General features: G+C 68.2%; 26 protein-coding genes. 10 read left to right on the top strand and 16 right to left on the bottom strand.

All coding sequences use genetic code 11. From position 1 onward, the window contains the following. Position 1: 1 nt before the first annotated feature. Positions 2–1,378, bottom strand: a complete 1,377-nt coding sequence (locus ACIA49_RS22275; RefSeq protein ID WP_396379139.1) for an ABC transporter substrate-binding protein — start codon at positions 1,376–1,378, stop codon at positions 2–4. Between the two features lie 114 nt (positions 1,379–1,492). Here ACIA49_RS22275 and ACIA49_RS22270 point away from each other — a divergent pair, with 114 nt between their 5' ends. Then, complete coding sequence (locus ACIA49_RS22270; RefSeq protein ID WP_396379138.1) at positions 1,493–1,957, top strand: GNAT family N-acetyltransferase; 465 nt, start codon at positions 1,493–1,495, stop codon at positions 1,955–1,957. Here ACIA49_RS22270 and ACIA49_RS22265 read toward each other — a convergent pair. Further along, a complete protein-coding gene (locus ACIA49_RS22265) occupies positions 1,954–3,012 on the bottom strand; it encodes a DUF4185 domain-containing protein (RefSeq protein ID WP_396379136.1) in 1,059 nt (352 codons plus the stop codon). The genes ACIA49_RS22270 and ACIA49_RS22265 overlap by 4 nt on opposite strands. Positions 3,013–3,252: 240 nt before the next feature. Between ACIA49_RS22265 and ACIA49_RS22260 the strand changes: the two genes are divergently transcribed. Next, positions 3,253–4,125 (top strand): type IV toxin-antitoxin system AbiEi family antitoxin domain-containing protein, encoded by an 873-nt coding sequence (locus tag ACIA49_RS22260; RefSeq protein ID WP_396379135.1) that lies wholly within the window; start codon positions 3,253–3,255, stop codon positions 4,123–4,125. Between the two features lie 86 nt (positions 4,126–4,211). On the opposite strand, the gene ACIA49_RS22255 is transcribed toward ACIA49_RS22260, so the two are convergent. From ACIA49_RS22255 to ACIA49_RS22245, 3 genes are all read right to left on the bottom strand, one after another. Continuing rightward, positions 4,212–5,033: a sulfurtransferase gene (locus ACIA49_RS22255; protein WP_396379133.1), complete on the bottom strand. Its 822-nt coding sequence runs from the start codon at positions 5,031–5,033 to the stop codon at positions 4,212–4,214. Continuing rightward, positions 5,030–5,683, bottom strand: coding sequence for a thymidine kinase (locus ACIA49_RS22250; protein WP_391544652.1), 654 nt, complete (start codon positions 5,681–5,683; stop codon positions 5,030–5,032). The genes ACIA49_RS22255 and ACIA49_RS22250 overlap by 4 nt, the downstream gene beginning before the upstream one ends. Positions 5,684–5,746: 63 nt before the next feature. Next, positions 5,747–5,986, bottom strand: coding sequence for a hypothetical protein (locus tag ACIA49_RS22245; RefSeq protein ID WP_396379132.1), 240 nt, complete (start codon positions 5,984–5,986; stop codon positions 5,747–5,749). Positions 5,987–6,128: 142 nt separating this feature from the next. Between ACIA49_RS22245 and ACIA49_RS22240 the strand changes: the two genes are divergently transcribed. Then, a complete protein-coding gene (locus tag ACIA49_RS22240; RefSeq protein ID WP_396379130.1) occupies positions 6,129–7,736 on the top strand; it encodes a S8 family peptidase in 1,608 nt (535 codons plus the stop codon). A 1-nt stretch (position 7,737) separates the two neighbouring features. Here the strand turns inward: ACIA49_RS22240 and ACIA49_RS22235 are convergent, their stop codons facing one another. The 5 genes from ACIA49_RS22235 to ACIA49_RS22215 form a co-directional block, all read right to left on the bottom strand. Beyond that, on the bottom strand, positions 7,738–8,862 hold the full coding sequence (locus ACIA49_RS22235) for an alkaline phosphatase family protein (RefSeq protein ID WP_396379129.1): 1,125 nt from the start codon (positions 8,860–8,862) through the stop codon (positions 7,738–7,740). A gap of 4 nt (positions 8,863–8,866) precedes the next feature. Then, positions 8,867–9,478 (bottom strand): DUF5998 family protein, encoded by a 612-nt coding sequence (locus tag ACIA49_RS22230; protein WP_391544649.1) that lies wholly within the window; start codon positions 9,476–9,478, stop codon positions 8,867–8,869. A gap of 80 nt (positions 9,479–9,558) precedes the next feature. Then, on the bottom strand, positions 9,559–11,196 hold the full coding sequence (locus ACIA49_RS22225) for an FtsX-like permease family protein (RefSeq protein WP_396379128.1): 1,638 nt from the start codon (positions 11,194–11,196) through the stop codon (positions 9,559–9,561). A gap of 5 nt (positions 11,197–11,201) precedes the next feature. Further along, positions 11,202–11,909 (bottom strand): ABC transporter ATP-binding protein, encoded by a 708-nt coding sequence (locus ACIA49_RS22220; protein ID WP_396379126.1) that lies wholly within the window; start codon positions 11,907–11,909, stop codon positions 11,202–11,204. Between the two features lie 109 nt (positions 11,910–12,018). After that, on the bottom strand, positions 12,019–13,071 hold the full coding sequence (locus tag ACIA49_RS22215) for a P1 family peptidase (protein ID WP_396379124.1): 1,053 nt from the start codon (positions 13,069–13,071) through the stop codon (positions 12,019–12,021). Between the two features lie 52 nt (positions 13,072–13,123). Between ACIA49_RS22215 and ACIA49_RS22210 the strand changes: the two genes are divergently transcribed. Beyond that, on the top strand, positions 13,124–13,633 hold the full coding sequence (locus ACIA49_RS22210; protein WP_396379123.1) for a DUF2087 domain-containing protein: 510 nt from the start codon (positions 13,124–13,126) through the stop codon (positions 13,631–13,633). A gap of 401 nt (positions 13,634–14,034) precedes the next feature. On the opposite strand, the gene ACIA49_RS22205 is transcribed toward ACIA49_RS22210, so the two are convergent. After that, positions 14,035–16,761, bottom strand: a complete 2,727-nt coding sequence (locus ACIA49_RS22205; protein ID WP_396379121.1) for a GNAT family N-acetyltransferase — start codon at positions 16,759–16,761, stop codon at positions 14,035–14,037. Between the two features lie 68 nt (positions 16,762–16,829). Between ACIA49_RS22205 and ACIA49_RS22200 the strand changes: the two genes are divergently transcribed. Next, positions 16,830–17,849: an SLC13 family permease gene (locus tag ACIA49_RS22200; protein ID WP_396379119.1), complete on the top strand. Its 1,020-nt coding sequence runs from the start codon at positions 16,830–16,832 to the stop codon at positions 17,847–17,849. Here the strand turns inward: ACIA49_RS22200 and ACIA49_RS22195 are convergent. Further along, positions 17,846–18,244, bottom strand: coding sequence for an MmpS family transport accessory protein (locus ACIA49_RS22195; RefSeq protein ID WP_396379117.1), 399 nt, complete (start codon positions 18,242–18,244; stop codon positions 17,846–17,848). The two genes, ACIA49_RS22200 and ACIA49_RS22195, sit on opposite strands and share 4 nt — an antisense overlap. 71 nt (positions 18,245–18,315) lie before the next feature. On the opposite strand from ACIA49_RS22195, the gene ACIA49_RS22190 reads away from it, so the two are divergent. Genes ACIA49_RS22190 through ACIA49_RS22180 form a run of 3 tightly spaced genes read left to right on the top strand, consistent with a single transcriptional unit; the run spans position 18,316 to position 21,083 of the window. Further along, a complete protein-coding gene (locus ACIA49_RS22190) occupies positions 18,316–20,028 on the top strand; it encodes an AMP-binding protein (protein ID WP_396379116.1) in 1,713 nt (570 codons plus the stop codon). 45 nt (positions 20,029–20,073) lie between these two features. Next, positions 20,074–20,841, top strand: coding sequence for an ABC transporter permease (locus tag ACIA49_RS22185; RefSeq protein ID WP_396379115.1), 768 nt, complete (start codon positions 20,074–20,076; stop codon positions 20,839–20,841). Beyond that, positions 20,838–21,083 (top strand): DUF2630 family protein, encoded by a 246-nt coding sequence (locus tag ACIA49_RS22180; RefSeq protein WP_396379113.1) that lies wholly within the window; start codon positions 20,838–20,840, stop codon positions 21,081–21,083. Before ACIA49_RS22185 ends, ACIA49_RS22180 begins: the two co-directional genes overlap by 4 nt. Here the strand turns inward: ACIA49_RS22180 and ACIA49_RS22175 are convergent, their stop codons facing one another. From ACIA49_RS22175 to ACIA49_RS22160, 4 genes are read right to left on the bottom strand one after another with little or no spacing between them, the layout of a single operon-like run. Beyond that, on the bottom strand, positions 21,084–21,506 hold the full coding sequence (locus tag ACIA49_RS22175) for a TIGR03667 family PPOX class F420-dependent oxidoreductase (protein ID WP_396379112.1): 423 nt from the start codon (positions 21,504–21,506) through the stop codon (positions 21,084–21,086). Between the two features lie 18 nt (positions 21,507–21,524). Next, positions 21,525–21,926: a CoA-binding protein gene (locus ACIA49_RS22170; RefSeq protein ID WP_396379110.1), complete on the bottom strand. Its 402-nt coding sequence runs from the start codon at positions 21,924–21,926 to the stop codon at positions 21,525–21,527. A gap of 14 nt (positions 21,927–21,940) precedes the next feature. Further along, positions 21,941–22,594 (bottom strand): response regulator, encoded by a 654-nt coding sequence (locus ACIA49_RS22165; protein ID WP_396379108.1) that lies wholly within the window; start codon positions 22,592–22,594, stop codon positions 21,941–21,943. After that, positions 22,576–23,850 (bottom strand): sensor histidine kinase, encoded by a 1,275-nt coding sequence (locus tag ACIA49_RS22160; protein ID WP_396379106.1) that lies wholly within the window; start codon positions 23,848–23,850, stop codon positions 22,576–22,578. Before ACIA49_RS22160 ends, ACIA49_RS22165 begins: the two co-directional genes overlap by 19 nt. A gap of 109 nt (positions 23,851–23,959) precedes the next feature. On the opposite strand from ACIA49_RS22160, the gene ACIA49_RS22155 reads away from it, so the two are divergent. Then, on the top strand, positions 23,960–24,727 hold the full coding sequence (locus tag ACIA49_RS22155; RefSeq protein ID WP_396379104.1) for an ABC transporter ATP-binding protein: 768 nt from the start codon (positions 23,960–23,962) through the stop codon (positions 24,725–24,727). Continuing rightward, on the top strand, positions 24,727–26,670 hold the full coding sequence (locus ACIA49_RS22150) for an FtsX-like permease family protein (RefSeq protein ID WP_396379102.1): 1,944 nt from the start codon (positions 24,727–24,729) through the stop codon (positions 26,668–26,670). Before ACIA49_RS22155 ends, ACIA49_RS22150 begins: the two co-directional genes overlap by 1 nt. The last annotated feature ends 18 nt before the right edge of the window (positions 26,671–26,688 follow it).

The following is a 26,688-nucleotide window of genomic DNA, read 5'->3' as shown; positions in this document are numbered from 1 at the left end:
CTTACCGCGCCAGGCGTGCGTCGATCTTCGAAGCGGTGTCGCTCAACAGCTTGTCGATGTCCGCATCCTGCTTCGTGAGCACCTGCTGGACCACCGGGTCGAGCAGTGAGTAGACCTCCTGGCCCTTGTTGCCCGGCTCGGGCAGCAGCTTCAGCGAGCTGGTCGAGTCGATGTAGCCCTGGAACTGCTTGACCGGGACGTTCACGTACGGCTCACGCCACTTGTTGTACTGGTCGAAGGTCTGCTGACTCAGCGGCGTGATGCTCGGCCGGCCGACGAAACCCTTGTCGGCGATCGCGTTCTTCGCATCCGTCACCGCGACCGACTCCGAGGTGTACTTGTCGAACTGGTCGAACTTGATCCACTTCAGCGCGGCGACGATCTCGTTCTTGGTCGCCTTCGGGCTGACCATCTTCAGCGAGCCGCCGGTCAGCGTGCCGAACGGGCCGCCGGCCTGCGGCAGCGCGCCCTCACCGAAGTCGGCGGGCTTCATGGCGAACTGCTTCACGCTCATGTCGTAGGCGTCCGGCGCCTGCAGGACCATTCCGATCTTGCCGGCCGCGAAGTCCTGCCGGACCTCCTCCTGGTTGTACAGGAACCGGCTGCCCATCGAGTTGTCGGTCCAGCGCATGTCCTTGAGCAACTGCAGCGCCTTCTTGGTCGGGGCATCGTTGAACGTGCTCTTCTTGCCGTCCTGGCTCTGAACCGTGCCGCCCATGCTGTAGGTCATCGTGGTCAGCATCCAGCCACCGGTGTTGTTGGTGGTCAGCTGCGCGTAGCCGGCCTTGCCGGTCTTGTCCGCGATCTGCTTGGCGTACTGGCGGACCTCGTCCCAGGTCGTCGGCGGCTTGTCCGGGTCCAGGCCGGCCTGCTTGAACAGCGCCCGGTTGTAGGCCAGGCCGACCGAGAACACGTCGGTCGGGACGCCGTAGATCCGGCCCTGCGCGTCCTGGACGATCTTCAGCACGTTCGGGTTCAGGTCCTTGGTCAGGTCGACCAGCTTCAGCTCGTCGGTGATGTCCGCGAGCTGCTTGTTCGGGATCATGTTGGCCGGCTCGGTGAAGCTGATCGACATCACCGTCGGCAGCGTGCCACCGGCGATCTGGGCCTGGAAGGTCTGCGCCTGCCAGCTGGTCTCGGTCGTCTTCACGGTGATGTTCGGGTTCTTGGCCGTGAAGTCTTTGACCTTCTGCTCGAACGACTTCAGGTCGTTCGGCTTGTCGGGGGTGGGGCGGTCCCCGACCGTGATGGTGACCGGAGCGTTCTGGTCGATCGCACCGGTGCTGTCCGCCGGCGTGGTCCCATCGGCGCACGCCACCAGGCCGAGCGCCAGTCCCGACACGCCCAGTACGGCGCCCAGCCTGTTCACTGTCTTCATTCGGAACTCCTCAAGTTTCCGGAATTTCGAGTAAGTTAAACCAAGCGTGTTACTAACTCAAGAGCGGAACGATAACTGGTGGAATCCGCTGCTCCTGGGCGGCAGGATGGCTGCATGCTGCTCCGACCCGCGACCGCCGGCGACCTCGACCTCCTCTCCGCGATGCTCGTCGAGGCCTGCAACTGGGACGGCAATCCGTGGTTCACGGTCGAGACGGCGCGCTCCGACGACAAAGTCTGGCGCTACCTCGCGGGCTGGCCGCGCACCGACGATTTCGGGGTCGTCGCGGAGATCGACGGCGTACCGGCTGGTGCATCCTGGGCCCGGCTCGTGCCGGGCGGCTACGGGTACGTGGCCGACGACGTACCGGAGTTGACGCTCGGGGTGGCTGCTGCGTTTCGGCGGCGTGGAGTGGCGCGAGCGTTGCTCGGCGCGCTGGCCGAGGCGGCGCGGCCGTCGTACCGGCGGTTGTCGTTGAGCGTGGATCCGCAGAACCCGGCCGCGGACCTGTATCGGGCGGCCGGGTTCGTGAAGGTCGGCGTGTCCGGGACCTCGGACACGATGGTCCTGGATCTCTAGCCGAAGCCGCGAACCCGGAACTGCATCGCGCGGTAGGGCCAGCCGGCGTCGGTCTTCCACTGGCTGACCGAGAGGTGCAGGTCGCTGAGCGTGGAGCCGGGGATGATGTAGCCGCCGTACAGCTGGGCGACGTGGTTGTCGTTCTCCTGGCCCCAGGCGCCGCCGTAGATCAGGGGCTGGCGGATCGCCGTGTACAGGTTGTCGGTGGGAGTGTTCATGATCATCCCGTCGATGCGGTAATCGCCGGCGTTGAACCAGGTCAGGATCCACTTGCCACCCAGCGGGCGCAGACACAGTTCACCGAAGCTGCCGGTCAGGATCGGGGTGGCGGGCTTACCCCAACCCCACGCGTTGTCCCGGAAACCCCAGGGTTCATAGGCGCCCGGGTTCGCGATCTGGTCGCTGCGGACGCGCTTGAGGATGATCGGCTTGTCGCGCTGGAAGCCGGTCGAGTACACGTAGACGTACCCGTCGTTGCCCAGACCCCACGTGATGCACTGGAACAGGCCGCCGTCGATGTTCGGATCGAACTTCGCGCCGGTGTGGTACCAGTTCGCGCCGGAGTTGTCGCTGCGCCAGATCTCGGTCCACACCACGTTGCCAAGACCCTTGTTCACCATCACGTGCAGGTACATCGACCCGCCGATCGTGATCACGTCCGACGGCAGCACGGTCGAGAACGTCGGGTTGTCATGCGGGTAGTCCCACAACTGCTGCGCCGCCGCACCACCCACCGCACCCGACCACGTCACTCCCCCGGCCAGGTCAGTCGTGTTCGACCACAACGCCACCGGCGACCGCCACCACCCACCCCCGACCCGGGCCTCCTCGAAGGTATCCCCGAACACGAACACCATCCGCCCGTCCGGCGCCCGCGCCGGAATCCCCAGGTCCGTGGCCGCCATCCGGAACCGGTCGGTCAACCCCGGCCCGGTCAGATCCTTCACCTTGTTCACCGTGATCGCCTGCGGCCCGGCCAACGCCGTACCCGGCAGAACAGCCGCGGCCCCAACACCTGCCGCAGCACCCAACAACGCTCTCCGAGAAAGCTTCATCGACAACTCCCACTTCAAAGGGGCGGACGGGAAATCGATTTCACTCTCCACCCTCCAAGAGTCCCCCACCGAAGTCAACGGGGACGGCGTACAGAAGAACTGTTACTACGAAGCACTATCAAGTCCCCCACCGCGCTCCACACCTTGCGCCACCGCTCGTGCGTGGACCTATCACCAGTCCGGCTGCACGCCTGTGGATAACCGCCGACGCGATTAGCCGAAGATCTGCACGATGGTGGGGTGCAATCAGTCGCCGAGGTCCTCGCTCAGCTGGGTGGCTGCGCCACCTACGCCCAACTGGCGGCCGTGATCTCCCGGCGCGCGCTGGCTCGGGCCGTCCAGAACGGCGAGGTCGTCCGGCTGACGCGCGGTGTGTACGGCCATCCGCAGCTCAGCGCCGACCGGTCCACGGCGCTCGCGTATGCCGGCGTGCTGTCGCACACCAGTGCGGCGCTGGCTTGGCGGTTGCCGCTCCGGGTCTCGCCGCGCAAGCCACACGTCACCCTGCCGACGCACCGCAAGGCGCGCGTCGGTCCACCAGCCGTTCTGCATTGGACCGACCTTCCCGCCACCGACCTGCGGCGGGGGCTCACCTCGTTGGAGCGAACCGTCGTCGACTGCGCTCGCATCCTTCCGTTCGGTCAAGCGCTCGCGGTGGGCGATGCCGCGCTGGCCTCGGGCAAGTTGACCTCGGAGGAGCTGCAGGCTGCGGCCGCCGGGATATGCGGCCGAGGTCGGGCCAACGCACTCGCCGTCGCGGCCGCTGTGGACGCCCGGTCGGGCAGTTTCCTGGAGTCGATCCTGCGCAGTCTGCTGCTGGCCGCGGGCATCTACGACTTCGAACCGCAGGTTCTGGTGACGACCCCAGGACGCCTCGCCCGTGTCGATCTGGGCCACCGGCGAGCGCAGATCGCCCTGGAGGCAGAGGGCTACGCGTACCACGGCGACTCCGTGAAGTTCGCCGCGGACTGCCGCCGGTACGACGACCTTGTCAGTGCGGGCTGGCTGGTGTTGCGCTTCACCTACCGACAAGTTCTGCACGACCCGGACTGGGTCGTCGCCACCGTGAGGGCCGCCCTGGCCCAGCGTGGTGTGCACAAGGACTGGTCGTAGGCGCCACGACTGGCCTTGCCAACGCCGTCTTCGGGCTGAAAGGTGACGCCGGAGGCAGCGTACTAACAGTTCTTATGTACGCCTGGTCAGTCGCGGCCGGTGGCGATGGGGCGGGTGGGGTCGGTGATCCAGTCGGACCAGGAGCCGATGTAGACGGGGGCCTTGATGCCGACGGATTCGAGGGCCAGGGCTGTGTGGGTTGCTGTTACGCCGGAGCCGCAGTAGGTGGCCAGGTCGGCGTCGGGGGTGGCTCCGTGGTCGGTGAAGTAGGTGGCCAGCTCGTCGGCCGGTTTGAAGTGGCCGTCGGGGGTGAGGAGGGCGGCCATGGGGGTGTTGATGGCGCCGGGGATATGGCCGGCGACCTTGTCCATCGGCTCTACCTCGCCAGCGAAGCGCTCGGGGGCGCGGGCGTCGAGGAGTACGCCGGTGGCCGCGACCTTGGCGGCTCCTTCGGCGTCGACCAGGGGCAGGTGGCCGGGGGTGGCGGTGAAGTCGGTGTCGTCATCGGCCGATACGTCGGTGCTGACCTCTCCCCCGGCGGCCTGCCACGCGGCGAGTCCACCGTCGAGAACGCGCACGTCCGCGACACCGAAGTACCGCAGGATCCACCACGCGCGAGCGGCCGCGAGCGAGTTCGCCGCGTCGTACACGACGACCGGCGTGTCGGCAGAGATCCCGGTACGGCGTGCCAGCGCGCTGACCGTGGTCGCGTCCGGCAACGGGTGCCGGCCCGGGCCGGGTGGGCCGGCGAGCTCGGTGTCCAGGTCCACGAAGTAAGCGCCGGGAAGGTGGCCGGCGTCGTACGCCTCGCGTCCGGGCGGGCCGGCCAGATTCCAGGTGGCGTCGATCAGCACCGGCTGCGGCTCCAGGGCGCGCAGTTCGTCGACAGTGATCAGGGGGCTGGTCATGACGCGGCTCCTCCGAACGGTAGGACTTCGGGTGACAGCGTGGCGCGGGCGCGGGCCTGCGTGAGGCGACGGCGGTGGTGGCGACGGCAGAGCACCTCGTAGGCCATCTCGGCCGCGTTGCTCTCGATGTCGCCCACTGCCAGCTGCTCGCCTTCGGTCACCATCTCTCCACCGATCGTACGGGCGTTGTGGGTGGCCCTCTCGCCACACCAGCACAACGCCTCGACCTGGAGCAGTTCCATCCGGTCGGCGAGCTCGACCAGCCGCGCGGATCCGGGGAACAAGGTCGCCCGGAAGTCGGTCAGGATGCCGAAGCAGAAGACGTCGATCTGCAGTTCGTCGACGAGCCGGGCCAGCTGCTCGATCTGCAGCGCACTGTAGAACTGCGCCTCGTCGCAGACCGCGTAGTCGATCCGCCCGCCCTGGGTGAGCTCGTTGACCACGTGGTCCCAGAAGTCGAACTCGGGTCGCACCTCGATCGCGTCGGCGACCAGTCCGAGCCGTGACGACAGCACCGACTCCCCTGCCCGGTCGTTGCTGGTGAAGATCCGCCCCCGGCGACCACGCGCCTTGTGGTTGTGATCCATCTGCAGCGCCAGCGTGGACTTGCCGCAGTCCATGGTCCCGGTGAAGTAGAGCAGTTCAGCCACGGGCGATCATCCTGCCAAGTCAACTGGCCGCAGCGCACCTCGGGGGGTGTCTACGGCAAGGCGTCATCCTCGGCGCGAGTGAACCACTCTTTCCAGAACTGCGCTGACGACAGTGCTGAGCACCAACAGCGCGAGGCAGATCAAGAAGCCGACCAGCGCGATCTTGCCCCAGCCGGGCAGGCTGCCGCTCGCCAGCCCGGCCCCGATCAGACCGACGGCGAACACGAGAAAGCTGAGCACCCCTGCTGCGCCCACCACCAGGAACGGGACAGCGAGCAGGCGGGATTTCGGCGCGGTCGCCATGGGCTTCAGGCAACCATCGAAGCAGGTCAGAGCGACCGCCGTGGCCGGAAGCTGCCGACGAGGGGTGGACCCGGCTTGGGTATTTGCGCGCGTACGGTTTGAATGGACCGTGCGCAAAGGTCTCCTGCTTGTTCTTGCGGTCGTGCTGACGGTCGTGTCCTCGGTCGTCAGCCCGGCGATGGCGGTGCCGACGGCCGGGCTCCGGGCCTACTTCGTCATCACCGAACCGGCCAAGACCAGTCAGGTCACCGGCGCGATAACGCAGAACGGCGGCACGGTCTATGCCGCGTACGACGCGATCGGGGTGATCGTCGCGCACTCGGCCAACGCCGACTTCGCCACCAAACTCCGGGGCGCCGGTGGTGTGCAGAAGGTGGGCGCGACCCGGACCAGCGACCTGCCGGCCGAGGTCGCGAACCCGGCCCTCCCGCCGGCCATCACTGAGTCGGCCGACAGCGCACCGGAGACCGACCGCAGCGACATGACCCAGATCGGTGCCGACCGGGCGTGGACGAAGACCCTCGGCGCCAAGACGATCACGGTCGGCGTACTGGACACCGGCGTCGACGATCAGCACGCCGACCTCAAGGCGAACTTCGATGCCGCCAAGTCGGCGTCGTGTGCCTACGGCAAGGCGGACACCAGGCCCGGTGCCTGGCGGCCGGTCGCCGATCACGGCACGCACGTTGCCGGCACGATCGCGGCCGCCAAGAACGGCGTCGGCGTGATCGGGGTCGCGCCCGGCGTGAAGGTCTCCTCGATCCGGGTCGCCGAAAGCACCGGCGACAACCTGTTCTTCCCGGAGAACACCGTCTGCGCGTTCATGTTCGCCGCCGACAAGGGTGTCTCGGTCACCAACAACAGCTACTACGTCGACCCCTGGCTGTTCCTCTGCCCGTCGAACCAGGACCAGGACGCGATCGCCGAGGCAGTACGACGCTCCGTCGCCTACGCGGACGCCAAGGGCGTGGTGAACGTGGCCGCGGCCGGCAACGAGGACTACGACCTCGCCAACAAGGACACCGACGACTCGAGCCCCGACGACACCACTCCGGCACCGCGCCCGATCACCAACGACTGCCTGAGCCTGCCGACCGAGCTGCCGAACGTCGTCGTGGTCGCCTCCGTCGACGCACTGGGCGCCAAGTCGCGCTTCTCGAACTTCGGCGAGAACAAGATCAACGTCGCCGCCCCCGGTGAGAACGTCTTCTCGACCGTCCCCGGCGGCGGCTACGCAGCCATGAGCGGTACGTCGATGGCCTCGCCGCACGTGGCCGGAGTCGCCGCCCTGCTGCGCAGTGCGAACCCGAAGCTGACCCCCGAGCAGGTTCGCGCCAAACTCAGCGAGCAGGCCAACGACCTCGCCTGCCCGGCCGGCGCATCGGCGGACTGCAAGGGCACCGCGGCCAAGAACTCGTTCTTCGGCGAGGGCCTCGTCGACGCCGCAGAAGCGGTCGGTGCAGCATCAGCTCAGCCGAAGGGCGCCATCTCGGTCACCAAGCCCGGCGAGCAGCTCGGCGTCGGCGGCATCCCGGCCGTGCCGCTGCTCATCAAGGGAATGGGTGGATCAGGCGACATCAGCTACACCGCGACCGGCCTGCCGCCGGGCCTGGAGATCAACCCGGAGCGCGGCTGGATCACCGGCGTACTGACTCCTGGTGCCGGCCGCTACAAGGTCACGGTCACCGCACGCGACGGTGAGGCCAAGACCGCCAGCACGAGCTTCTACTGGAACGTGTGGAGCTTCTGACTCAGTAGCCCGGGTCGACGAGGAGCGGAATCTCCATCTCGTCGGCCGTCAGTGAACCGTGCAGTCCGATCAGCCCAGCCTCCTGCGGGAACCGTCGGCTCGCAACCACGGACAGCGGCCCCAGCGCCGCCACCATCACATCGCCCAGCCGCGGCGCCACCCTGTCCTCGACCGCACCGAACCAGCCACGCCCAATCGCGTCCTCACGGCTGAGCACGAGCGCCCGATCCCCGAGCCGCTCCCGGTACGTGGCCAATACGTCGTCCGCCGCGCCGTCGACGCAGTACAGATGCCGGAAGCGGGACTCGCCACCGATCAGCCGCAGCCCGTCGGTCAGCTCCGGCTCGTTGTCGAGGTCGACCCGGTTCTCCGGGGCCACGTCGATCATGCCGTGATCGGCAACCACCACCAGTACGGCGTCGCGCGGTAGCGAGGACCGGACCTGCATCGCGAACGCATCCGCCGCGACCAGCTCCTTGCGCCACTGCCACGAGTCGCAGCCCTGCCCGTGACCGGTGTAGTCGAGCTGAGAGTCGTAGACATAGGTCAGTGACGACGTGCCCTCACGGCTCGCGAACCGCGTCGCGTCCAGCCGGTCCTCGACCGTGTCGGCACCACGATGGATGCTCCCCCGGAACGCAGCCCGGGTCAGCCCGGACTTCTCGAAGCGGGCCTTGCTCACGTTCCGGGTGACTACCCCTGCCGCTGCCACCCGATCGAAGACCGTGGTGTGCGGCTGCCATTTCCAGGGGTCGACCGGCGCATCCCACTGCAAGGCGTTCAACAGAGCGCCGGTCTCCGGCACGATCGTCGTGTAGCCGACCATCCCGTGAGCACCGGGCGGCAACCCGGTCCCGAGACTCGTCAGACTCACCGCAGTCGTCGACGGCACCCCGGCCGTGAGACTCCGGCCGGTCGGAAGCAGCGAGGACAGGTACGGCGCTGAGTCCGCATAGCGCTTGAGCAGATTCCAACCGAGTCCGTCGAACAGCAGAACGGCGTACCGGGCGGCCGGTGGCAGCTCGAGCGCGTTCGTGAAGCCGGGCACCGACAAGGCACCGGCCACCGACGGCAGTACGTCGGCGAGCGCACCCCCGCCGTACTGGGGACTGACAGACTCGATCACGGCACTACTTGGTGGTCGCGAACGACAACGCGCGGGCGAAGTCCAGCACCTGCTGGATGCCGGCCGGGCCGTCGGCGGCGGCGCTGATCCGCAGCGAGATGTCGTCGGCCGCGACCGAACCCGTGTAGCCGTGGTCGGCCTCGCAGTTCGGGTCGGCGCAGACGGCCGGCTCGAGATCGATCCGGTTCACCATCCCCCAGCCGATCGTCAGCACGACCTCGCCGCCACCGGAGACCGCCGGGTCGGACTTGCCCGAGGCATAGCCGGCCGGGTTCGGTACGACGCGGTTGACCACGACCGCGTTCACCCGCGACAGCGGGATCGCCTCGGTCGAGGTCGACGCGTACGGCGCCCGGATCAGGTCGTCGGCCGCGTGCTCGTCGGTGTGACCGACGATCAGCCGGGTCGGCGTCAGCGCCAGGATCGTGATGTGCCGCCGGACCTCGTCGCGGTCGAACGTCGGCTCGTGCTGCAGGACGAAGGCCCGGATGGGCTCGCTCGCGATCGCGATCGCGAGCGAATCCGTCACCACGTCCGGGTAGTAGCCGCAGTGGTCGATCGCCGCGCGCAGCTCCGGGGAGGCGTCCACGAGCTCCGGTGTATTCAGGTCACGCATACCCTCATCCTTGCACGACCGCTGCCGCCCGCGTTTGCCCCTTGTGGACAACCGCGGTCACACCTTGTGGACAACCGCGATCAGTTCGCACTTGCCTTCCGCAGCACCGGAGCGCCCGCCATCCCGGCCGCCGCGACCAGCACCAGGCCGACCACGATCTGCCCGATCAGCAGCAGGATGCCGGAATTGCCTTGAGTGAGGATCTGCCCACCGCTCAGTGCCAGACCACACAGGGCGCCGAATCCGACCACCGGCAGACCGACTCCGACCACCGGAACCAGTGCCGCGAGCCGAGCCGCACGCTCGATCACGGTCAGCGGTACACCCGATCGGCGCAGCGCCTTGGCCGGTCCGGCCTGGTCGAGCGCCGTACCGACTGCACCGGCTGCCGTGGACGCTGCCGCGGTCAGGAACACCAGGCCCATCAGCAACGCGACGCCGATCCGCATGTCCTGCCAGGTCGGGTCATCGTCGCCACCCGGCATGAACACCGAGATGAACCCGGTGACGAAGCCGCTCAGCACCAGCGCGGCCACGGGCCGGAAGGCTGCCTTCGGATCGTCTGCAAGCCGTCGGCCGGCGAGGAGGGCGACCGGCCCGTTGGCCAGGTTCGCCAGCATCTTGCCGATCACCTGGACTGCGAACGGACCAAGGATCCGTACGGCGAGCGCACCGAACCCGATCGCGATCAGCAGCGGCACAATCGCGGCACCCATGCCCAGCGACGCCAGCGCGATCGGTCCGATCAGCAGCGGTACCAGCCGCAGCGCAGTGGTCGCCTTACGCGTCTGACCCCGTACGACGCCCAGCGGCGTGATGCTGACCCGGCCGAGCCCGATCATCGCGCTGAGCACCGACAGCACCGGTACGGCGGCCAGCACGGTCAGCACGGTCCACCAGTTCGGGGCGATGTCTGCGACGTACCAGCGACCACCACCGAGCGGGATCCGCGCGATGAGCGGCATCAGAACGACGTACCCGAGCAATCCGACCACCGCACCGGCCAGACTCAGCACAGCCTGTTCGACAGCGCTCAGCCAGAGCACCTGGCTCCGAGTGGAACCAGCCAGCCGCAGTGCGGCCAGTCGGTGCTCACGACGCTTCGCTGCCACACCGGCGGCCTGGCCGACCAGACTGAGCAGTGGGAAGAGCACCAGCACGATGCCGAACGCCACCGCGATGAGTAGGCCAGACAGGCGACTGTCCATGTGCTCGGTCTGCCAACTGTCGACGTAGTTCGGGTACTTCGTATCCAGCTTGTCCACACCGTGAACGACAACCAGTTCCTCCGGCGAGGACAGACCCTTGTCCGTGATGATGCCGGTCGGTTTGTCCAGGCCGAACTTGGCACTGAGGCTCGACCACTGCTTGGCGACCTCCGGCGAGACGAACACCTCGCCCGGCTTGGGCGTGTGATCGAGCCCCGGTGGCGGCGGCTGATTGTTCGGCCGCACCGTCATCAGGTCGATCTGCACCAGGTTCTGCCCGTTGAGCTTCTGCTCCCGGACCTCGTGCGTCGCGCCGATCGCCGTACTGGCCTCGGCCTGATCGGCACCCCGCCAGCCGATCCGGTCCGAACGATGCGAGATCCCGAGCGAACCCGCGATCAGGAACGTGACGAGCAGCGCCACGATCGCGGTCGCCCCCAGCGCCGCGAGGTTGGCGGCCCGGCCGCCTGGTCCCGGCCGGCGCACGAAGCGCAGCCCGAGGTCGGTCATAGGATTCATCGGTTCGCCCCCAGCGACTCGTGCACGCGACCGTCGACGATGGTCAGCACCCGGTGGCACCGGGCGGCGACCGAGTTGTCGTGGGTGACCACGACGACCGCAGCACCGCGGTGGGTGGCCGCGCCGATCAGTAGATCGATGACCTGCGAACCGGTCGTCGCATCGAGAGCACCGGTCGGCTCGTCGGCGAACACCACCTGTGGCTCGCCGACCAGAGCCCGCGCGATCGCGACGCGCTGCGCCTGACCACCCGACAGCTCACCTGGCCGTCGGCCTGCCTCGTTGGCCAGCCCGACCTGCGCCAGCATGTTGCGAGCCCGGCCGATCGCGTCGCGACGGCTCACGCCGTCAACCATCAGCGGCAACGCCACGTTCTCGTCGGCCGGCAGCTCGGCCAGCAACTGGTTGTCCTGGAAGACAAACCCGAGCCGGCGACGTCGCAGTACCGTCCGGGCGGCGTCGTTCAGCTGGTCGACCCGCTCGCCGCCCAGCCACACCTCCCCCTGATCCGGCGTCAGGATGCCGGCCAGCACGTGCAACAGCGTCGTCTTGCCGTTGCCGCTCGGGCCCATGACGGCCAATGCCTCGCCCGACCGGACGCCGACATCGACGCCCGCCAGACCGACGACGTCGCCGTAGTACTTGACCAGGCCGTGCCCACTGAGGACGACCTGCGGTGCGAGTTGGGGACTCTGGAAGCTCATGATGACGAGCTTTCCGTTCTTCAGCCTCCGATTCGTCGGCCTACAGGCCTGTCTTGGCATCGCCTTCCGGTTGCCGTTCGGCCCGGCGGCGTACGACTTGAGTCGTAGGTCAACCTGCCTGGAACGCTGAGGGATAGGCGTCGCGGTAGCTGGGGATGACACCGGCCGGCGTCTCTACGGTCTCCGCGTTCAGCATGGCGTGGACGATGGCACGGGACAGGGTGCGGGCGGCGGCGGTGTAGACCGTCTCCAGCTGGGCCAGGGCTGTCGGGTCGGTGACGCTCAGGCGTGGGCCGTCGTCGTCGGTGCGGGTCGAGAGGGCGAAGATGCTGTCGCCATCGACCAGGGTGTGGATCGGATCGATCCCCCGGGCCAGACCGTCGTGCGCGATCATCGCCATCCGTTTGATGGCGGCCTTGTCCAGCGGTACGTCGGTTGCGACGACCGCGATCACTGTGTTCATCGCTGGGCCGGGGATCAGGTTGCGGCCGGGTGCGGCGGGTGGTGGGGGCTCGGTCGGGGTCTGCAGGTGGGCGAACTCGTCGCCTAGGCCATAGCGCGCGCCGTGCAGGACGCCGTTCGCGTCGACGGCCGATCCGGCCGCGTTCACGATCACCAGCGCGCCGACCGTCGTACCGTCATCGAGGCGGACGCTTGCCGACCCGACGCCACCCTTCAGCGACCGCGCCCGAGCACCGGCCCCGGCACCATGGTTGCCGAGGGCAACCGGTCCGTCGGACGCGTTGGCGATCGCGTCGGCCCCCCACGACGCGTCCGGTCGCGCCTGGAAGCCGCCGCCGCGACCGAGGTCGAAGATCACGGCCGTCGGCACGATCGGTACGACGTCCTTGTCACCCAGGCCGACGCGGACGCCTTCACCCCGTTCCTCGAGCCAGCGCATCACCCCACCGGCCGTGTCCAGGCCGAAGGCGGAGCCGCCGGTCAGGACGATCGCGTTCACGCCGCCGTTGGAGTTCACCGGGTCGAGCAAGTCGGTCTCACGAGTGCCGGGAGCGCCGCCGCGCACGTCCACACCGGCGACCGCAGTGGACGGTACGTAGACGACCGTCGTACCGGTCAGGTAGGGAGCGTCGACGCGCTCGACCTGTCCCACCAGCACCCCGGGGACGTCGGTGATCGCGTTGTGCGGACCCGGCTGCATCGTCGCTCCTCACGCCGAAAATCTGGTTGCCACCGACATTAGCTTGGTAGGTATGAACACCGATCAGCTCTGTGGTCTGCTGGCCGAGCCGTCCCGACTGCGCACCTACTCCGCCGTCGTCCTCGGCGCCACCACCCCCGACCAGGTCGCCGGAACGACCGGCCTCCCGAACGCCACCGTCGGCAAGGCCCTCCAGAAGCTGATCAAGGCCGGACTCGTCACCGCCGACCCTGCCCTGCAGGCCGACGAAGACGCCTTCAAGAACGCGGTCCGCGACCAACGCCCCGCCTGGACCCCACTCGACCCCGACCCGGCCCGCGACGCCGTCCTGAAGGCGTTCATCCGCGACGGCCGGCTCACCCACTTCCCGACGTACCCGGAGAAGCTCCAGATCGTGCTGGAGCACATCGTCACGTCGTTCGACCAAGACCGTGACTACCCGGAACGCGAGGTCAACGAACTCCTCAACCGCTGGCACCCCGACCACGCAGCCCTCCGCCGCCAACTGGTCGACGCCCGCCTCCTCACCCGCACCGCCAGCATCTACCGTCGCCCTCGCTGATGATGTTGTCTTCCCTCGAGAAAGCGCGCGGCGCGCCTAGCCATTACTCAAGAACTCTTGTACAAAGCACATTGTGAACTGCTGCATGATTCGAGCACTCATCGCGGCTCCGCCAGGCCCTGCCCTGCCGGCTCCCCTCACTCCACCCCAGGCCTGTCCAAGAACCACGCTCCCCCGTCATCCACGACCTGCCCGACTCGCGCGTCCACTCCCCTACCCCGGCGCGCCCACGCCCCCGGGACCTTCCGCAATATGGCCGGATCTCCCCTGAGGTTGCCCCTTCTCCCCTCGAAATTTGGGCAGAGAACCAGCACATTGAGCGGAGATCCCCTGAAATGGCCCAGGCCCTCGGCGGGGACAGATCGACACGCAGCCACGGGCTGAGTTCATACCGTCGGCGGTTAGGTGAGGCGGCGTACGGGGGTGTCCTGACGCGGCTTCTCGTTGGGGGCGATGCGGATGGCGGCGTCCAGCACAGTGGCGCCTTGAACGCCGACGAGGATGGAGCGGAGGTCGAGTTTGACGACCTCCTCCAGGTCGAGGGTGAGGCGGGAGACCCGGTGCAGGAGGTTTTCGATGGCGGCGATGTCGGCCGGGTCGGTACCGCGGTAGCCGTACAGCAGCGGGGCAGCGCGGACCTCGCGGACCATCTCAGCCGCATCCCGCGTGGTCAGGGGCGGCATGCGGTAGGAGCGGTCGCCGAGTAGATCGGTCGCGACACCGGACAAGCCGAAGGTGACGACCGGGCCGAAGGACACGTCCTCGAGCGCCGAGATCACCACCGGCACCCCGGGCGGCGCCATCTTCTGTACGACGAACTGGGCGCGCCCCGGATCGGAAGCAACCCCGAAGGTGTTCGTCATCTCGGCCCAGGCGGCGCGCATGTCGTCTTCGTCGTGGATGTGCCGCCAGATGTCGGCCAGGTCGGGTCGCATCCGCCACTGCTCGGCGGTCGCCTTCAAGATCACCTCGAAGCCCAGGTCCGCCGCTCGCGCCACCGCCTCGTCAGCGCTCAGTACCGGGAACGCCGGCAGCACCGAGATCCCGTAGAAGCTCAGCAACAGCTGCCGGTCGGAGTCGTCCAGGTCAGCACCCTTGGGATGCCGTTGCAGATACTCCGCCACGAAGTCCTCGGCGCCGGTCGTGTTCACATCCGGCAGATCCGGTACGCCGCTGTCCGACCGACGCCGCCACTCGGCGTACTGGGTTGCCTTGGCCAGCGCTCCCACGGCGTACTGCGGGTTCAAGAACGACGGGATCGACCCACGCGCCGCTCCCCCGTCATCATCCGGTACCTGCAACTCCTTCGGCACACTCCGCGAAGCCAAGAACGTCGACACGACCGGCTTGTCGGACCCAGCGGCGGCAGCAGCCAGTACGGCGGCCACCTCGGCCCCGCCCGATTGAACCGGCGGCGTGTAGATCACCACGACCGAGTGCACCCGATCGTCGGCGAACACCTCGGTCAGGGCCGCACCAAAGTCCGCAGCGGACGCGTCTGCACTGAGGTTGCGTGGGTCACCGCCGACCCGCAGCCCGACCTCGGCCATCGTGTCCAGAGCAAGCAGCGTCAAAGCGTCCGAGTTGCTGACGATCGCGACCCGGCGCCCCTTCGGTAACGGCTGGTGCGCAAGCAACTGAGCCACGTCGAACAGCTCACCGGTGGTGTCGACGCCGATCAGACCGCTCTGCCGGAACATCGAGTCGATCGTTGCAGCCGGCAACTTGCTCCGCCGGACCAACTGGCCGACAGGCACACCCTGCGTCGCCCGTCCGGACTTCAGCGCGACCACCGGCTTGCGCCCGGCGAGCCGCCGCGCGACCCGGCTGAACTTGCGCGGGTTGCCCAGCGACTCCAGATACAGCAGCACGACCTCGGTCGCCTCGTCCGAATACCAGAACTGCATCAGGTCGTTGCCCGAGACATCAGCCCGGTTCCCCGCCGACACGAAGCTCGACAGCCCGACCCCGCGCGCCGCCATGTCCGCCAGGATCGGTACGCCGAGCGCCCCCGACTGGCAGAAGAACGCCACGCGCCCGCGACTCGGCATCGTCGGCGCCAGCGTCGCGTTCAGCGAAACCCCGGGCGCGGTGTTGATCAGCCCGAGCGCGTTCGGCCCGATCACCCGCATGCCATACGACCGCGCCAGCCCGACCAGATGCCGCTGCAGTCGACGCCCCTCGTCGCCGATCTCGGCGAAACCGCTCGACACCACGACCAGCCCGCGCACGCCCTTGGCCGCACAATCCAGTACGACGTCCGCCACCTTCTCGGCACGGATCGCCACGATCACCAGGTCGACCGTATCCGGCACCTCCCGGATCGTCGGGTACGCCGGGACTCCCTCGATCTCATCCGCCGAGGTATCCGCGTTCACCGCGTACATCCGCCCTGAGAACCCGCTGTCGCGCAGGTTCCGCAGCAGCGCGTTCCCGATCGTCCCTTCGCGCCGGCTCGCACCGATCACCGCGACGCTCGACGGCGTCAGCAGCCGCGCGATCGACAGCGCCTCGGAGCGCTGCTCACGCGCCTGCATCACCCCGAACGACGTGTCGGTCGGCGCGATGTCGAACTCGACCATGATCACGCCGTCCTCGAACTCGCGCGCGACCTTGTAGCCGGCCTCGGTGAAGACGGTGATCATCTTGCGGTTGTCCGGCAGCACCTCGGCGACGAAGTGCGCGATCCCGTTCTCCCGGGCCGCCTGGGCGAGGTGCTCGAGCAACAGTTGCCCGAGGCCCCGGCCCTGGTGCGCGTCCTCGATCAGGAACGCGACTTCCGCCGTACGGCGTCCGGTTCGTTCGTACCGGCCGACGCCGATCATTTCGTTGCCGACGGTCACGATCAGGGCCAGCCGGTCGTGGTAGTCGACCTGGGTGAATCGCGCCACATCACGATCCGACAGCTGCGGGTACGGCGCGAAGAACCGGTAGTACTTCGACTGCTCGGACACGCGTGCGTAGAACTCGACCAGCAGGTCGGCGTCGCTCGGCGTGATCGGCCGCAGGCGCGCTGTGGCGCCGTCGCGGAGCACCACGTCGGCCTCGAAGTCCACCGGATAATCGGCCGGGGCCTGCACGGCATACTGTGCAAGCTGTCCAGGCGACGTGTCATCCGGCGAGGTCACCCGGCCAGCGTACTCAACACAAGTCACGGGAGGCGGGGAATTTGGTCGCGCGGATCGCGCCAGTACTGGTGTTTCTGATCGCAGTGACCGTCATCGCCGAACTGGCCGACAAGGCCAAGGTCTTCGATGTGGCCGCTCGCGAGGCCGCGCACCTGGCTCGGGGCCGCGTCTGGCGACTCTGGTTGCTCGTGGTCGTGCTGGCGACCGGGCTGACGATCGTGCTGTCGCTCGACACCTGCGCGGTGCTGCTGACCCCGGTCGTGCTCGCGATGGCTCGCCAGCTCGACATCCCGCCGAAGCTGTTCGCGTTCACCACGGTCTGGCTGGCCGGTACGGCGTCCCTCCTGCTGCCCGTCTCGAACCTCACCAACCTCCTCGCGCTGCACCAGTTCCGCCTGCTGGACGTCTCGTACCTCTCGGTCAGCTGGCGACCCGCGATCGCCGCGATCGTGATCACGGTCGTCGTACTGGCCGTGCTGTTCCTCAAGGACCTCGGCCGCTCGTACGACGTACCGGCGGCTCCCGAGGTGGAGGACAAGGTGCTGTTCTGGACGTCGACCGCGGTCTGCGTGGCGCTCGGCCCGGCGTTCGTATCGGGGATCGAGGTCGCCTACCCGGCGAGCGTCGGCGCGCTCATCCTGGTCGTCGTTTTCGCGATTCGCCGTCGTAGTGAACTCCACTGGTCACTCATTCCGGCCAAGCTGGTCGTCGGCGTGGTCATTCTCTTCGCGGTGGTCGCGTTCCTGACCGACCACGGTCTGGAGGATCTCCTCCGACAGGTCGCCGGAACCACCTCTGACCTGCGCCTGAGCGCCACCGCAGCCCTCGGCGCCAACCTGTTCGACAACCTCCCCGCCTACCTGGCGATGGAACCGGTCGCCTCGGCCGACCCGCACCGGATGGCCGCCCTGCTGATCGGCGTCAACACCGGCTGCCTGCTCACCCTCTGGGGCTCCCTCGCCACCCTGCTGTGGCGAGCCCGCTGCAAGTCCGCCGGCGTCACCATCACCTGGTGGTCCTTCCTCTGGCGCGGCCTGATCCTCACCCCGCTCGTGGTGGCCGGCTCGGTCCTTGCCCTCTCGCTCTAGAGGTCGGGCTCCTTGCAGACCACGATCGAGTCGGGGCTGGTCTGCGTCGACACGACCTTGCCGTCGATGCGGATCGTGCAGGTGAGCGGGCCGACCAGACCCTCCGGCCGCCCGGCCGTCAGCCAGGCCCGCCGCGTCATCCACGAGTGGAAGGTCATCGACCAGGGCAGCGCGACCGGGTCCGGCCGGCCCCGCCCGGGATCGTCGTCGGTGACGTAGGAGATCCGCACCTGGGCCCCCGGCGGCCCGGTCAGCTCGTAGCTGACGTCCCGCTCGAGGTTGTTCTTCGCCCAGAAGTACATCCCGACGAGTCCGCCCACGACCAGCAGACCGAAAACGCCGACCACGGCCAGGACGACGTACGGGAGCCGGGACCGGCGAGAAGTGGTGCTCATGGAGCCGTTGTACCGGGCAGGTAGGTCAGGCGACGTTTACCGATTGGTAGGCGATGGGCAATCATGCGGGCATGAGCGAAGTCGAGAGCACCGAGCAGAGCACGGCGGATGTGACGCGCGAGTTCCGGACGGCGCGGGACTTCCTGATTGCCTACCGCGAGGACTACGAGACGGCGTACCGGGAGTTCAAGTGGCCGGAGTTCGAGCGGTTCAACTGGGCGCGGGACTGGTTCGACGCGCTGGCGGTCGAGCAGGCCGAGGTGGCGGCGCTGACGATCGTCGAGGAGGACGGTGAGGTCAACTCGCGGACGTACGCCGAGCTGGCCGAGCGCTCCCGCAAGTTCGCCGGCTGGCTGACCCAGGCCGGGGTGAAGCCCGGTGACCGCGTGCTGATCGTGCTCGGCAACGTCGTACCGCTGTGGGAGACGATGCTCGGCTGTATCCGCGCCGGTGTGGTGATGATCCCCGCGACGACGCTGCTCACCGATGCCGACCTCGCCGACCGGATTGCCCGCGGCAACGTTCGCGCGGTGGTCACCGCCAGTGCCGAGACCAGCCGGTACGCCGGGATCGCGGACGACTGCATCCGTGTCGCCGTCGGTGACCCGGTCGAGGGCTGGCTGCACTACGACGAGTGCGAGCAGTACGACGGTCCCGTGCCCGATGTGGACACCGCGGCCGACGACTCGCTGCTGCTGTACTTCACCTCCGGTACGACGAGTGAGCCGAAGCTGGTCGAGCACACGCAGGTCAGCTACCCGGTCGGCCACCTCTCGACCATGTACTGGATCGGCCTCCAGCCCGGTGATGTCCATCTGAACGTCTCGTCGCCCGGCTGGGCCAAGCACTCATGGAGCAACGTCTTCGCCCCGTGGAACGCCGGCGCGACCGTCTTCCTCTACAACTACACACGCTTCGACGCGGAGAAGATGCTGCGCGTTCTGCAGACGTACGGCGTGACCACGTTCTGCGCGCCGCCGACGGTCTGGCGGATGCTCATCCAGGCTGATCTGTCCGCGGTCGAGGTCGCGATCCGCGAGTGCATCTCGGCCGGTGAGCCGCTCAACCCCGAGGTGATCGAGCAGGTTCGCAATGCCTGGGGCATCACCATCCGCGACGGCTACGGGCAGACCGAGACGACCGCGCAGATCGGCAACCCGCCCGGTCAGCCGGTGAAGCTCGGTTCGATGGGCCGGCCGCTGCCCGGATACGCGATCGCGCTGGTCGACCCGAGCACCGACGAGATCGGCGACGACGGCGAGATCTGCATCGAGCTCGCTCCCCCGCCGGTTCCGTTGATGCGCGGCTACCGCGACGCCGAGGAGCTGACCGCCGAGGCGACCCGCGGCGGTTTCTACCACACCGGCGATGTCGCCAGCCGCGACGAGGACGGCTACATCACGTACGTCGGCCGGTCGGACGACGTGTTCAAGGCGAGCGACTACCGGATCTCGCCGTTCGAACTCGAATCGGTCCTGATCGAGCACCCGGCCGTCGCCGAGGCCGCGGTCGTCCCGTCGCCGGATCCCGTCCGGCTGGCGGTGCCGAAGGCGTACGTCGTACTGGCTGCCGGCCACGAGCCCACGCGCGAGCTCGCCGCGGAGATCCTGCAGTTCTGCCGCGAGCACCTCGCGCCGTACAAACGGATCCGGCGGATCGAGTTCGCGGACCTGCCGAAGACGATCTCCGGCAAGATCCGCCGCGTCGAGCTGCGCACCGACGAGGCAGCCAAGACCAGCCGCGGCGAACACGCCTACGACGAGGCCGACTTCCGCGACGCCTGACGGAAGGGCACCTCGCAGCCGATCCGGAGGTGGTCCAATGTGCAGATGTCATTCCACCCGGGGCTCGGCCTCTCAGCAGTCGCGGTGTTGCCGTTGCTGATCCTGATCGGCGTCGCCGGTTCCCGGTACGCCGGACTTCGGCACGACAAGGGGATCGTCACCGCCGCGCTGCGCGCCGTCGTCCAGCTGGCGGCCGTCGGGCTCGTGGTCGGGTTCGCGCTGCAGCACACGCTCGGGGCGATCGGCTTCGTGCTGCTGATGTTCGGTGTCGCGACGTTCACCAGCACGCGCCGGCTGCACCAGACGGCGGTGATTCCGCATCAGTGGATGTACTGCGGTGCCGCGATCGGGGCCGGTGCGTTGACCGTGCTGTTGCTGATCATCGTGCCGGGTGTGGTGCCGCGGAACCCGGCCACGATCCTGCCGATGGGCGGCATCATCGTCGGCGGCGCGATGACCGCCACCACGCTCGCCGGCCGCCGGATGCTGAGCGAGTACGGCACCCGGTTCGGCGAATTCGAGGCCGGCCTGTCGATCGGCCTGCTCCCCCGCGACGCCTTCAAACTCGTCGTCGGCCCGGTCGCCGGCGACGCCCTGCTCCCGGCCCTCGACCAGACCCGGACCGTCGGGCTCGTCTCCCTGCCCGGCGCCTTCGTCGGCATGGTCCTCGGCGGCGCCTCCCCCGCAGCGGCGGCGGCACTCCAGCTCGTCGTCCTGATCGGCCTGATCGCCGCCGAAACGATCGCCATTCTGATGATCACCGAGCTGCTCTCCCGCGCACAGCTTCCGGACGGGCGTACGGTTTCCTCATGACCGACAACAACATCTTCACCAAGATCGACGCCCTCGTGGCCGAGGAGCACGAGCTCCGCAGCAAGCACGCGGCCGGCGAGATCGGCGACGGCGAGGAGCGCGACCGCCTCAAGGCCCTCGAGGTCGAGCTCGACCAGTGCTGGGACCTGCTGCGCCAGCGCCGCGCCAAGCGCGAGTTCGGCGAGGACCCCGACACCGCCGAGGCCCGTCCCGCCTCGACCGTCGAGGGCTACCTCAACTGACTAGAAGCCCCGGAGTTTGTCCGGGGTGATGCGGATGATCACCGAGTACTCCGAGTGGAACTGCTCGGTGGTCATCCCGAGGCCGACGATGTCGTCGCCGTACTTGGTGTTGTAGATCGCGACCACGTCCGCGGGCAGCGGCTCGGTGTCGATGGCCGCCGTACCGGAGATGACGCCGACGTCGCCGCCGCCGTGGGTCGCGTTGAAGTTCACGCTGACCTGGGGGTGCGACGTGATGTTGTGCAGCTTGGCCTTGTGGCGCTGGCTGGCGATCAGGATCTCGTCGTCGTGCCAGAGGAACCAGACCGGGTTCGGTGCCGGCGTCCCCGACCGGCCGACGGTGGTCAGCCAGACCACTCGCTCGTCTGCCAGCTGCTGCGCGATCCGCTTGCCGAAGTTTGTGGACGTGTCGATCGAGAACATTCACGAGCCCCTAGGTCGTCACGAAGGACCGAGACGACCCCACTCGATGGCCGGGCAGTGGTTCATCACCATGGTGAGTCCCGCGGCCGTCGTACGCGTGTAGGCGTCCTGGTCCACTACACCCAGCTGAAACCACACCGCGCGCACATTGATTCCCACCGCCTGGTCCGCGATCTCACCGGCCAGCTCGGACCGCACGAACACGTCCACACAGTCCACCGGGAACGGGATCTCGGCCAGACTCGCGTACCCCTGCTCACCGTGCACGGTCTCGGCCGACGGGTGCACCGGCACGATCCGTTTACCGTGCGACTGCAGGAACCGCGCCACGCCGTACGCCGCTCGCTCGGTGTTGTTCGACAGCCCGACCACGGCCCACGTGTCGCAGTCCGCCAAGATCTTCCGGATATCCGCGTCCATGCTTCAAGCGTCCCTCAGCCACGCAAATACGTGAGTACGGCGGACACCCGGCGATCGAGTCCGTCGTCCAGCTGCAGCTTGGCGAAGATGTTGCCGACATGCTTCCGGACGGCGGCCTCGCTCACCACGAGCTGTTCGGCGATCGCCCCGTTGACGCGCCCCTCGGCCATCAGTGCCAGCACCTCGAGCTCCCGTGGAGTCAGTGCCGAGAGCGGACCGTCGTTCCGGCGTCGCGCCAGCAGCTGGCGAACCACTTCAGGGTCGACCACGGTTCCGCCCGAGGCGACGCGATCGAGCGACTCGAGGAACTCGGCGACGTGACCGACCCGGTCCTTCAGCAGGTACCCGATCCCGCCGGTCGTTGACTCGAGCAACGACGACAGATACGCGTCGGCGACGTACTGGGAAAGCACCAGGATCCCGATCGCCGGGAACTCGGCCCGGATCGCGGCCGCGGCCCGCAGTCCCTCGTCGCTGTGCCCGGGCGGCATCCGTACGTCGGTGATCACGAGGTCAGGCGGTTCCTTACGGACCACGGCCAGCAGTGTGTCCCCGTCGCCGACGGTGTCGCGAACCTCGTGCCCGGCCCGATCCAGAATGCTGGCCAGTCCCTCGCGCAACAGCAGCGAGTCTTCGGCCAGCACGATGCTCAGTCGCCGAGTCGGCACGGGCACTCCATTCGCAGTCGAGTAGGCCCACCAGGTGGGCTGTCGACCACGAGTGTGCCGCCCAAGGCGTCCAACCGGGTCACCAGGCCGGTCAATCCGCTCCCCGCACCGACCGTCGCGCCGCCGATCCCGTCGTCGGTGATCGTGACGACCAACTGCTGCCCCTCCACTTGGCCGACCACGGAGCAGGTCTGCGCCTGCGCGTGCTTCGCGACGTTCGCCAGCGCCTCACTGACCACGAAGTACGCCGCAGCCTCGATCGGCGGCGGCAGTCGGATCGCCAGCGGAATCGACACCGAGACCGGCATCGGGCTGCGGTCGGCGACCTCGCGAATCGCGGCTTCCAGCCCGTGGTCGATCAGCACTCGCGGATGGATCCCCCGAACCGCCTCCCGCAGGTCAGCCAGCGCTGCCTCAGCCTCCGAGTGCGCCTTCACCACCAGCCGCCGGCCCTCCCCCTCGGGCAGATCCAGCTCGGCGAGCCCCAGCGTCATGGTCAGCCCGACCAACCGCTGCTGTACGCCGTCGTGCAGGTGCCGCTCGATCCGGGCGCGTTCGGTCTCGAACGCGTCGACCAGATCCAGCCGGGAGCGGCGCAGCTCGGCCACATTCCGTTGCAGCTCCTCCTGCCGCGGGCCAAGCATCGCCTTCGCCAACGACGCCTGCGTAGCGGCGACGACTCCGATCAGATACGAGCTGATCACATAGAACGGCGGACCGAACGCGACCAGGAACAGGACACCCTCACCCGTAGTGTCCAGCGTCCACGGCCCCATTCCCATCGTGTCGTTCGTCGCGAGCACCGGCGCGAACAGAGTGACGCCGAGCACCGTGGCGCAGCCCCCAGCGAACCCCAAGCTCACCAGCCAGGTCAGCGTGCCGAGCAGGAACCCGTATCCGAGTGCCCGCAACGACGCCTGCTCGCGGCGGCGGTACCGCAGCCGCTCTCGCAATGACAGCCGCAGCGGCATCGCTGCGTGCGGACTGCTGATGCCGTCGAGCAGCATGAGTCGGGCCCGCCTGCGCTCGACCCAGCCGACCAGCGCTCCGAGCAGCGGGAACGCGGTCATCATCAGGACGCCGATGATCAGCGGGCTGAGTACCACGCTGACCCCGGCCGCGATCAGCAAGATCGTGATCGTGATCGGGCCGGTCACCACCGACGTGAACAGGTAGGCGTAGCTGCGCCACGGCCATGACGACAGCAGATAGCGCGGTGACGCCAGCGCTGCCCAGCCCGTCCTCGGTTTCTCCACCCGATCAACCCTAGATCCCGGCCAGGCTCCTGGACGGTAGCGTGCGCGCTACTCGCAGACTCCCTTCTGAGCCAGGGCAAAAGGGCGTACTGAACGGTTGGCTGGTCTCATGACCGCAATCGCGCCCTCGTACCCGAACGTCGTACCGGAGAATGCTCCGGCCCTGGTGCTCGACGGGATCACCAAGACCTACCGTTCCAAGGCCGGCGGGGTCGATGCCCTGCGGGGCGTCACCTACCACTTCCCGCGCGGGTCGTTCACCGCGGTGATGGGTGCGTCCGGCTCGGGCAAGTCGACGTTGCTGCAGTGCGCGGCCGGACTCGATCAGCCCACGACCGGCGTCGTCGTCCTCGGCGGTGTGCAGCTCAACGGGCTCGGTGAGGTCGAGCTGACCAAGCTGCGTCGCCAGGAGATGGGGTTCGTCTTCCAGGCGTACAACCTGCTGCCGTCGCTGACCGTGTACGACAACGTGGCGCTGCCGCTCCGCCTGACCGGCAAGCGACCACAGCGCGCCGAGATTCACGCCGTACTGGAGCAGGTCGGGCTGGGCGACAAGGTCAAGCGACGGCCGGCCGAGCTGTCCGGTGGACAGCAGCAGCGAGTCGCGATCGCTCGCGCGCTGGTCACCAAGCCGTCGGTGTTCTTCGCCGACGAACCGACCGGCGCACTCGACAGCAACAGCAGCCGGCAGGTGCTCAGCTTGTTGCGCGAGGCAACGGATCGGGCCGGCCAGACGGTCGTCATGGTCACGCACGATCCGGTCGCCGCGGCGTACGCCGAGCGCGTGGTCTTCCTCTCCGACGGCCTGATCGCAGGTCAGCTCGACCGCGCTACGCCAGGTCAGATCGCCGCTGCCATGAGTGATCTGGAGCGCTGATGTTCTTCATCAGCCGGCAGACAGTGGGACGGCACAGGCACCTGTACGCCGGTTCGTTCGTGGCACTCGCAGTCGGGGTGCTCCTGCTCGGGTTGGCGGCGAATGCGACCGCGGCCACCGTCGCTTATCACGGCTCGCCGCTCGCCAGCATCACCGTCAGCACCTTGGGCGACGCCGACTCGACACCGCGGCCGGTGAAGGTACCGGTGTCCGGTGCGGACGTGTCCGGGCTCCAGGTCGTGCTCAGCATGGTCGGCACGATCAGCGGGTTCATCACAATCTTCGTCATCGCGAGCACCTTCGCGTTCGCGGTCGCCTCGCGGCGGCGAGAGCTCGGACTGCTGCGCTTGATCGGTGCGACGCCGCGGCAGGTACGCCGGATGATCCTCGGTGAGGCCCTCGTCGTCGCGCTCGCGGCCTCACTCACCGGTGCACTCCTGGCCCAGCTCACGACTCAGTTCCTGCTCAGCCAAGCGTCGTACACGGAACTTGCGCCGGTGAAACTGGAGCCCGCATCGCCATGGGCGCCGTTGGCGATCGCGGTGGGGATCGGGCTGGTGGTCGCGATGCTGGGCGCACGGTCTGCGGCCCGCCGGGCTGGTCGCGTGGGACCGATCGACGCGCTGCGGGAATCCGCACTCGAGTCGGGGCGGATCGGTCCGGTGCGAGTGATCTTCGGGCTGCTGTTCTTGGCCGGGTCGATCACGATGCTCGCGCTGATCCGGCCGTCGAGCGGTGACGGCGTCGTACCGCTGGCGATGTTCACGCCGATGATCCTGGTGATCGCGTTGACGCTGCTGGCGCCCCTCGTCGTACCGCTCCTCGGGCGGTTGTGGGCGATCCCGCTGGTCGCCTGGACCAGCGTGACCGGCCGGCTCGCCCGCAGCAACGTGACCGCGACGCCACGCCGGAGCGCCGCACTGGCTGCGCCGATCCTGGCCATCTCGGCCATCGCTGGGTCGATGGTGCTCAGCCTGAGCTTCGCCGCCGACAGCGCGGTCGCCACCATCCGTGACACGCTTCGCGCCCCGATCGTCGTGAACGCCGACAGCATGCCCGCAGTCCCAGGCGTCGGCGTGGTGGACGCCGCACTGCCGACGCAGTTCGTACGGGCGAGCGCCGAGGACGCTGATCTGGAAGACGCCGAAGGCATCGATCCTGCGATCGCGTCTCAGACCCGGCAGCTCACACCGCTGTCCGGCGATCTCAGCCAGCTCACCGGAAACACCGTGGTGATCAACAAGGAGACGGCCGGCCTCGAGCACTACAAGGTTGGCGACGAGGTTCCGGTGACGTTCCTGGACAAGGTCGCCGTCAAGCTGCGGGTCGTCGCGATCGTGCCGGATGGCTTCGGTGTGAACCCGAGCTTCCTGCTGCCCCTCGACCTCGTCCGGCAGCACGCACCGGACGCCAAGCCCGCGCAGCTGTTCGTGCAACCCGCGCCAGGGGTCGACCCGGCGGAACTCGTGACCCGGATCGACAACGCCGTACTGGCCCCTGCTTGGGAGGCTGAGCAAGGCGAAGGCGTCCGCAAGGGCAATCAGCTCGGGCTGATCCTGCTGCTCGGGCCGGCCGCCCTCTACAGCGCGATCGCGATCGCCAACACGCTGCTGATGGGCAGCCTGCAACGGCGCCAGGAGTTCGTCACCTCCCGCCTGCTCGGTGCGACACCGAACCAGATCCGCCGGATGGTCCTGTGGGAGTCGTCACTGGTCGGAATGGTCGCGCTCAGCCTCGGTACGGCGATCACCGTGACGGTCGGGATCCTCATCCGGCACGCGATGACCGCGGGCGTTCCCGACGTACCGGTGACCGTCCCCTGGGGTGTCCTGCTGGGCATCGCCGCACTTTGTCTGACCCTCGCGGTAGGGTCCGCCTTGGCTCCGACCACCTTCGTACTGCGGGTCGTGAGCCGGGAAACTGTCGTTCACCAGCGACAATAGGATCTCCGTTCGACCGAG

This window comes from Kribbella sp. NPDC051587, from assembly GCF_044453945.1.
Classification (GTDB): Bacteria; Actinomycetota; Actinomycetes; order Propionibacteriales; family Kribbellaceae; genus Kribbella.
This window is presented reverse-complemented; position numbering and strand designations above follow the sequence as displayed.

Coding starts and splice junctions, on each gene's coding strand:
- ACIA49_RS22275 (WP_396379139.1), bottom strand. CDS start 1,378: ATGAAGACAGTGAACAGGCTGGGCGCCGTACTGGGCGTGTCGGGACTG.
- ACIA49_RS22270 (WP_396379138.1), top strand. CDS start 1,493: ATGCTGCTCCGACCCGCGACCGCCGGCGACCTCGACCTCCTCTCCGCG.
- ACIA49_RS22265 (WP_396379136.1), bottom strand. CDS start 3,012: ATGAAGCTTTCTCGGAGAGCGTTGTTGGGTGCTGCGGCAGGTGTTGGG.
- ACIA49_RS22255 (WP_396379133.1), bottom strand. CDS start 5,033: ATGACCAGCCCCCTGATCACTGTCGACGAACTGCGCGCCCTGGAGCCG.
- ACIA49_RS22245 (WP_396379132.1), bottom strand. CDS start 5,986: ATGGCGACCGCGCCGAAATCCCGCCTGCTCGCTGTCCCGTTCCTGGTG.
- ACIA49_RS22230 (WP_391544649.1), bottom strand. CDS start 9,478: ATGCGTGACCTGAATACACCGGAGCTCGTGGACGCCTCCCCGGAGCTG.
- ACIA49_RS22225 (WP_396379128.1), bottom strand. CDS start 11,196: ATGACCGACCTCGGGCTGCGCTTCGTGCGCCGGCCGGGACCAGGCGGC.
- ACIA49_RS22220 (WP_396379126.1), bottom strand. CDS start 11,909: ATGAGCTTCCAGAGTCCCCAACTCGCACCGCAGGTCGTCCTCAGTGGG.
- ACIA49_RS22215 (WP_396379124.1), bottom strand. CDS start 13,071: ATGCAGCCGGGTCCGCACAACGCGATCACCGACGTCCCCGGGGTGCTG.
- ACIA49_RS22210 (WP_396379123.1), top strand. CDS start 13,124: ATGAACACCGATCAGCTCTGTGGTCTGCTGGCCGAGCCGTCCCGACTG.
- ACIA49_RS22195 (WP_396379117.1), bottom strand. CDS start 18,244: ATGAGCACCACTTCTCGCCGGTCCCGGCTCCCGTACGTCGTCCTGGCC.
- ACIA49_RS22190 (WP_396379116.1), top strand. CDS start 18,316: ATGAGCGAAGTCGAGAGCACCGAGCAGAGCACGGCGGATGTGACGCGC.
- ACIA49_RS22185 (WP_396379115.1), top strand. CDS start 20,074: ATGTCATTCCACCCGGGGCTCGGCCTCTCAGCAGTCGCGGTGTTGCCG.
- ACIA49_RS22180 (WP_396379113.1), top strand. CDS start 20,838: ATGACCGACAACAACATCTTCACCAAGATCGACGCCCTCGTGGCCGAG.
- ACIA49_RS22175 (WP_396379112.1), bottom strand. CDS start 21,506: ATGTTCTCGATCGACACGTCCACAAACTTCGGCAAGCGGATCGCGCAG.
- ACIA49_RS22170 (WP_396379110.1), bottom strand. CDS start 21,926: ATGGACGCGGATATCCGGAAGATCTTGGCGGACTGCGACACGTGGGCC.
- ACIA49_RS22155 (WP_396379104.1), top strand. CDS start 23,960: ATGACCGCAATCGCGCCCTCGTACCCGAACGTCGTACCGGAGAATGCT.
- ACIA49_RS22150 (WP_396379102.1), top strand. CDS start 24,727: ATGTTCTTCATCAGCCGGCAGACAGTGGGACGGCACAGGCACCTGTAC.